At 32.2% G+C, this 1589-nt stretch carries 3 protein-coding genes; all 3 read right to left on the bottom strand.

Translation table 11 applies throughout. The annotated features are described in order from the left end of the window. Positions 1-156 precede the first annotated feature (156 nt). Entirely contained in the window at positions 157-363 is a 207-nt protein-coding gene (locus tag X928_RS09105; protein ID WP_103079452.1) for a DUF4895 domain-containing protein, read from the bottom strand. After that, positions 335-949, bottom strand: a complete 615-nt coding sequence (locus tag X928_RS09100; RefSeq protein WP_103079451.1) for a DUF4895 domain-containing protein — start codon at positions 947-949, stop codon at positions 335-337. The genes X928_RS09105 and X928_RS09100 overlap by 29 nt, the downstream gene beginning before the upstream one ends. Position 950: 1 nt before the next feature. Then, on the bottom strand, positions 951-1589 hold a 639-nt coding region (locus X928_RS09095; protein ID WP_245857225.1), incomplete at its 5' end, for a helix-hairpin-helix domain-containing protein.

Genomic DNA, 1589 nt, shown 5'->3' with positions numbered 1-1589 from the left:
CGTTTATTATAAAAATTTCTTCTAAAAGTAATTTTAAACACTTTTTCGCCACACAGCCCACCCTTCTAAAAGGGACCTGCGGTCCCTAACCCAGATGGGATGGGGAAGAGCTCCGCCCTGTAACCCTTTTAAAACAAAAACCTTGGTGTTGAACCGTTATAATTGAATTTCTAATTTATTAATTTGATCGACTATTTTAGCGGTCTTTTTTATAAACTGATCATAAATAGATTTGAAATCTATATAAAGGATACGCTCTGCAGGTACTTTGAATACGGCTAATGCTGGAGCTTTAACTTTCATCTCTGGGAGCTTGTAAGAATTTTCTAAAAAATCATATCTTTGAAGTACTTTTTCTTTCAATATTCGTCCAATTTCTATATATATGGACACTTCTGAACTGCTTATATATTATATATTTAGGAACTCTAAATAAAATGTGAATATCCTTCAAATATGGAAAATAAAATATGTCGTCTTCCCATTGCTTGTAATGTTTGATTATGAATTTCAATTTTTCATCTGTTATGTTCTGATGGAGAGAAATGTATTCTTCACCTTTTAATTTTTCCGAAAATATAAGTTTTTTTATAAGCCTTTCATTCCCCCATACCCTGTAAGATGTAATTTTAAAAGGCGATTGTACAATACCAAATGCCGTATTGGGTTGTACTATTTTATTGTATTGTCTTGATAGTTCAGTGTATTTTTTTACTAATATGTCTAAATCATTGTAATACGTAGGGTATAGGACGCTCATAACTTTTCCTGGTTTATCAGGTCCAAGGGTTTCAAAAACTCTTCCTTCTTCATCTATAAAAATACAATAGACAGGAAATTTGTCTTCACTATCGTAAACACTACCAAAGAAAAAATGTTGGAATTCATCGGCTAAAAAGTTTTTGTACTTGTTTAAGTAATTTTTGGCAAATTTTATTAGTTCTTCCAAATCATTTCTCTCCTAAACTTTCTTTTATTCTTTTGGCGATTTTTTCACTTTTAACAACTTTTGATATTTCTTCAGTTGATGCTTCCAATACTTTTTGAATTCCTCCAAAATGTTTTATTAATTCTTTTTTCCTCTTTGGACCAATACCATAAATATCATCCAATTTTGTTTTTTCAAACCGTTTACTTCTAAGACTTCTGTTAAAACCAATGGCGAATCTATGCGTCTCATCTCTTACGTATATAAGTAACCTTAACACTGGATGATCCAAAGGTAAGTGAAGGTCCAGTATGTCACCTGGTAAAACTATCCTCTCGTCTTCTTTGGCAATACCGACAACGTCGACATCCTTTAAAGAATAGCCGATTTCTTTTAGTGATTCCACTGCCGAATTTACCTGTCCTTTTCCTCCGTCAATGAATAACAGATCAGGTAATTCATGCTTTTGATATCTTCTTTTTATTACTGTTCTGATACTTTCAAAGTCATCTGGTGCTTTTATATTATCTAAGCGATACTTCCTGTATCCTTCTTTTTTGGGCTTGCCGTTTTCAAAACGCACTAAAGAGGCAACAGTATATAATCCTTGAAGATGAGATATGTCTATACCTTCAATAATTTTAGGTTCTTTTTTCAATGA

The organism is Petrotoga miotherma DSM 10691, from assembly GCF_002895605.1.
Taxonomy (GTDB): domain Bacteria; phylum Thermotogota; class Thermotogae; order Petrotogales; family Petrotogaceae; genus Petrotoga; species Petrotoga miotherma.
The sequence above is the reverse complement of the archived record's forward strand: the minus strand, read 5'-3'. Positions and strand labels throughout refer to the sequence as shown.